Genomic DNA, 4,949 nt, shown 5'->3' on the forward strand with positions numbered 1-4,949 from the left:
GGTGGACATAAGAAAGTAAATCGTAGAGGTTGTAGTTGTCATGGGCTTCTACATAGTTGAGGACCTGGCTTGGAGTTAGGAAGGATCCCAACTCTGCACTTCCCAGAACGGAACGCGCAATAATGTCTTCTGTAGACTTCCGACTAACATAGCCACGTTTGATGGATCCGAAGACTTCAGCTCCCTTTATGGCATCTCGAGAGGTATCATTAAAGAAACCGACTTGGGCCATTTGATAAGCATTGTCCTTTTTGGCCTTATCTTCTGGAGCCAATCCTGTCCCCATATCCCAACCTTCTCCATAAAGGAGAATCCGTGGATCAATCGCGTCCATGGCTTCACGGATTTCATTCATGGTATCCACATCGTGAATCCCCATTAAGTCAAAGCGGAAACCGTCAATCTTATATTCTGTTACCCAATGAGTCAAGGAATCAATCATGAATTTGCGGTACATCTCATGCTCACTGGCCGTCTCATTCCCAACTCCTGTACCATTTTGGAAGGATCCATTTGGATTCATTCGGTAGTAATAATCAGGAACGGTTGTTTGGAAAGCTCCATCTTCTGTCGAATAAATATGATTATAGACCACATCCATGACGACCGAAATACCCGCTTCATGATAGGCGTGTATCATTTCTTTTAACTCGCGCATGGTGGTCTTAGGATCGTGAGGTTTAGTCGAGTAACTAGTCTCTGGAGCAGAGTAATTCTGCACATCGTAGCCCCAATTGTAGAGGACATTCCCGTCTTCATCATAGGTCTTATAGCGGTCGGTCACTGGTTGCAGTTGAACTACATTGACCCCTAATTCCTTGATATAGTCAAAGGCTGTGGCATCGCCTTGGGCGTTCTTCGTCCCAGTCTGGTGAGCTCCTCGGTAGGTTCCTCGATAGGCTTCATCCACACCGGAAGTCGGAGAGATGGTCAAATCCCGGACGTGCATTTCATAGACAACCGCCTGACAAGGATTATCCAGACGCCAGTCAGCCTTTTCATAAGCTTCTGACTGAAAGGCAGGGAAGATGCAATCCTGATGAGAAAGAATGGCAGATTTCTTCCCATTTTCACTGGTAGCGATCGTATATGGATCACGCGCAACCTCTGTGTGGTAATCAAAATAAACCTTATACTGATAGGCTAGTCCACTGAGGTTTCCCATGACATCCGCATACCAGACACCACAGTTATTGCGAACATGGTCGCTAGATTCTCTCTGACCACGAACCATTGGGACAACCTTCCAGACCTTGCTGTCATTGGCGACAGAATCATAGATAAGAAGGTCTACTTTATTGGCAGTAGGTGCCCAAAGTTTAAAGCGGTAATCATCATCTTGCTGGCGATATCCCAACCAACCCTGATAGCCCCATTTGGCATCAAATTCCTGGTAATGAGTCGCCATATCAAAAGCGTGTGGCTTCCGACGGCTGTATTCATGACTGGTCATTGCAGCCTGCAAGGAATAATAAACGGTGTCATCTCCTTGAATCAACCAGACTTCCCGCACTTTCCCTTCTGGTAAAAGCTCAATATGGTATTCATCCGACTGACTAAGCCAGTTTCCTTCCTTGATGATGACATGGCCAATGTGTTGAGGTGTCTCACAGTTATAAACTAGGAGTCCCTCAACTCCAAAATAATCGAGCTTGGAGAAAGACACTTCCTCTCCCCATACTCCTTCATGCCACTTCCACATATCACGGGCAAAATAATCACCTACGGGATGGTGGTAGTGGATTTTTACTTGATACTGATGCATCGTATTGTATTTCCTATTTCCTAATTAACTAAGTAAGAAGAAACTGGCATTGCCCACTCTCAGCAATGTTTCTCCATTATTCTTCTAATTTATATTCTGAATGAACCAGAGCATCGTCATTAATTTCATCGATGTTGGCAAAAAATTCTAAGTGATTGTGAAAGACTTCCAGTTCTACTGGCGTATCGCCACCATATTCACCATCTAAATTGATTTTAAACTCTTCCTTGTTGTCCAAAACTTCAATCTTCAATTTAGAAGTCTTGAGGTATTCAATATTTGAATCGTTGACGTGTTTTCCACCATTAACGGCTTGCATAATGAGGGACAACATATCAAATAATTTAGCAGTTTTCACTAAGATCAAGGTGAAATTCCCATCATCAAGTTTAGCATCTGGTGCCACACTTTCAAAGCCACCGATTGAATTGGTCAAAGCCACGAAGACAAGCGAAACTGGTCCAACATAGACCCCATTGTCGTGCTCAATCCGCACCTTGCGGGTTTTATTCTTAGGGAATTTCTTCACTGCCTCCGCTACATAAGCAAAGTAGCCATAGCGCGACTTCACCTCACTCGGCACACTAAAGGTCAATTCAGATAAGGTCCCTGCAGCAGCAATATTGATGAAATATTTACTTCCGTAAGCACGGCCAATATCCATTTGAATGGTTTGATTCTTCTCAATGATCCGCGCAGCCGCTACTGGATCTCCCATCGGAATCTTCAGAGCACGTGCGTAATCATTGGTTGTACCAGTAGGTATAAAAGCCATTTTTGGACGGTGTTCGAGGCTAGCAACCCCATTGACCACCTCATTAATGGTCCCATCTCCCCCGGCAGCAACGATCAAATCAAAACCGGCTTTTGCAGCCCGCTCTGCTTCTAACTGGGCTGATAAGGGCTCAGGAGTGGTCTGATAGGCACTTGTTTCGTAGCCTACATCCTCTAACACATCCAAGACTTCTGCGATGTTCTTTTTAATGATTTCCTGACCAGAAGTCGGATTATATATCACTCGTGCTTTTTTCATCTTATTTTCCATACATGCCTCTATAAACTTTCAAGCCAGGCTTCATCCTGTATTTCAATCGATAATTCCTGCGCTTTGCTTAATTTACTTCCCGCATCGCTACCTGCAACTAATAGGTCTGTTTTCTTGGACACGGAGCCTGTGACTTTAGCCCCTAAGGCTTCTAATTTAGCCTTAGCTTCCGAACGTGTCAGTCGTTCCAGTTTACCGGTTAAGACAACTGTTTTACCAGACAATGGTGCATCTGCCGCAACCTTTTGACCTAGGTAATCTAAGTTTACCCCAGCTTCCTTAAGCTCTTCTAAAAGTAGTTGAGAACCTTCTAGAGCAAAGTAACGCTTGAGACTTTCTGCAACCACCATTCCTAAACTGTCTATCGCAGCAATTTTTTCAACCTCTGCCTCTGCTAAGGCTGGAATGGAATGGAATTCCTGGAGCAAGAGCTGGCTAGCCTTACTTCCTACATGTCGAATTCCCAGACCAAACAATAGTTTTTCAGCAGAATTTCCCTTTGATGACTGGATCGCATCTACTAATTTTTGAGCAGATTTTTCTTTAAAGCCATCCAATTGTAAGAGATCATCCACGGTCAGGCGATAAATACCTGCTACATCTTGAACCAGTTCTTTAGCAAACAGTTTTTCAACCACTGCTGGCCCCAAGCCTGTAATGTTCATGGCATCCCGGCTAGCAAAGTGAGCGAGTCCTTCTTTTATTTGAGCCGGACAGCGGGGATTGATACAACGCAAGGCCACTTCATCTTCAAAATGAAGGAGCTCGCTCTGACAACTCGGACAGTGGCTTGGAATCTCTAATTTTTCTTCCGATACGCGCTTATCCATGACAACTCGCAAGACAGCTGGGATAATGTCCCCGGCCTTATAAACAATGACCGTATCATCCTTGCGAATATCTTTCTCAGCAATGTAATCCACATTATGGAGAGTAGCTCGACTAACCGTCGTCCCTGCTAACTGAACTGGCGTCAAATTAGCCGTTGGTGTCACCACTCCTGTCCGACCCACTGTCCAATCAACTGACAAGAGTTTTGCTTCCTTCTCCTCAGCTGGGAATTTGTAAGCCACTGCCCATTTGGGAGCCTTGACAGTAAATCCAAGTTCTTCTTGAACAGCTAGATTATTTACTTTAATCACGACTCCGTCAATATCATATGGAAGTTGATCGCGCATGGCTGCCACTTCTTGAATATAAGCCCAGACTTGCTCGATACTGGTCGCTGTCTTGTGATGAGGATTGACGACAAAACCGAGGCCGTTTAATTTAGCCAGTACCTTCTCTTGGGTCGCTTGATCAGTAGGACTAGCTTCCTGGTAGAGGAAGGTTGCGAGCTTGCGCTCTGCAACAATCTTTGTATCCAACTGTCTAAGAGTACCGGCTGCAGCATTTCGAGGATTCGCAAACTCTGCCTCTCCATTTTCTTGGCGGGACAAATTTACGGCATCAAAAGACGCACGGGGCATGTAACATTCTCCGCGAACGGTTAATGTAAGAGGTTGCGGTAAGACTAGAGGAATATCGCGAACTCGCTTGAGGTTCTCGGTGATATTTTCTCCAATGCTCCCATCCCCCCGTGTAGCACCCGTTTCAAGGACACCATCAACATAAGAAAGTGAAATAGATAGGCCATCAATTTTTAACTCACATACATAGGTGACAGATGGGAATTCCTTGCGAACCCGTTGGTCAAAGGCCACCAATTCTTCATAGGAGAAGGCGTCCTGCAAACTATAAAGCGGGTAGGTATGCTGGTATTTATCAAATCCTTTGAGAATGGTTCCTCCGACCCGATGGGTTGGACTATTGGGTTGGACCAATTCTGGATGAGCTTCCTCTAAAGCAACCAATTCCCGATAAAGCTGGTCGTACTCATAATCCGATACGGAAGGAGCATCTTTTGTATAATATTCTTCTGCATATTTGTTTAGTAAGTTTACTAACTCTTTTATTCTGGTTTCCATATCTCTATTTTACCATAAAAACGCTTTACTGTGCCCTTTCTGACTACTTCACATGCGAAAAAATATCGTTTTTCAGAAGGGATTGGAATCGGTCTGGACATCAAAAAAGAGGCTAGGACAAAAGTCCTAGCCTCTCAATTGTCTTTGGATTATCGAGCAAGACGCAGTGGTT

General features: G+C 44.5%; 3 protein-coding genes. All 3 read right to left on the reverse strand.

The features are described from left to right. On the reverse strand, positions 1 to 1,765 hold a 1,765-nt coding region (gene pulA, locus ACLOR3_RS06995), incomplete at its 3' end, for a type I pullulanase (RefSeq protein WP_412037101.1). Between the two features lie 76 nt (positions 1,766 to 1,841). Beyond that, a complete protein-coding gene (locus tag ACLOR3_RS07000) occupies positions 1,842 to 2,810 on the reverse strand; it encodes a diacylglycerol kinase family lipid kinase (protein WP_411399845.1) in 969 nt (322 codons plus the stop codon). An 8-nt stretch (positions 2,811 to 2,818) separates the two neighbouring features. Continuing rightward, a complete protein-coding gene (gene ligA, locus ACLOR3_RS07005; protein WP_411399846.1) occupies positions 2,819 to 4,777 on the reverse strand; it encodes an NAD-dependent DNA ligase LigA in 1,959 nt (652 codons plus the stop codon). Between the last annotated feature and the right edge of the window lie 172 nt (positions 4,778 to 4,949).

It is taken from the genome of Streptococcus intestinihominis (genome assembly GCF_046824975.1).
In the GTDB taxonomy this organism is placed as follows: Bacteria; Bacillota; Bacilli; order Lactobacillales; family Streptococcaceae; genus Streptococcus.

Coding starts and splice junctions, on each gene's coding strand:
- ACLOR3_RS07000 (WP_411399845.1), bottom strand. CDS start 2,810: ATGGAAAATAAGATGAAAAAAGCACGAGTGATATATAATCCGACTTCT.
- ligA (WP_411399846.1), bottom strand. CDS start 4,777: ATGGAAACCAGAATAAAAGAGTTAGTAAACTTACTAAACAAATATGCA.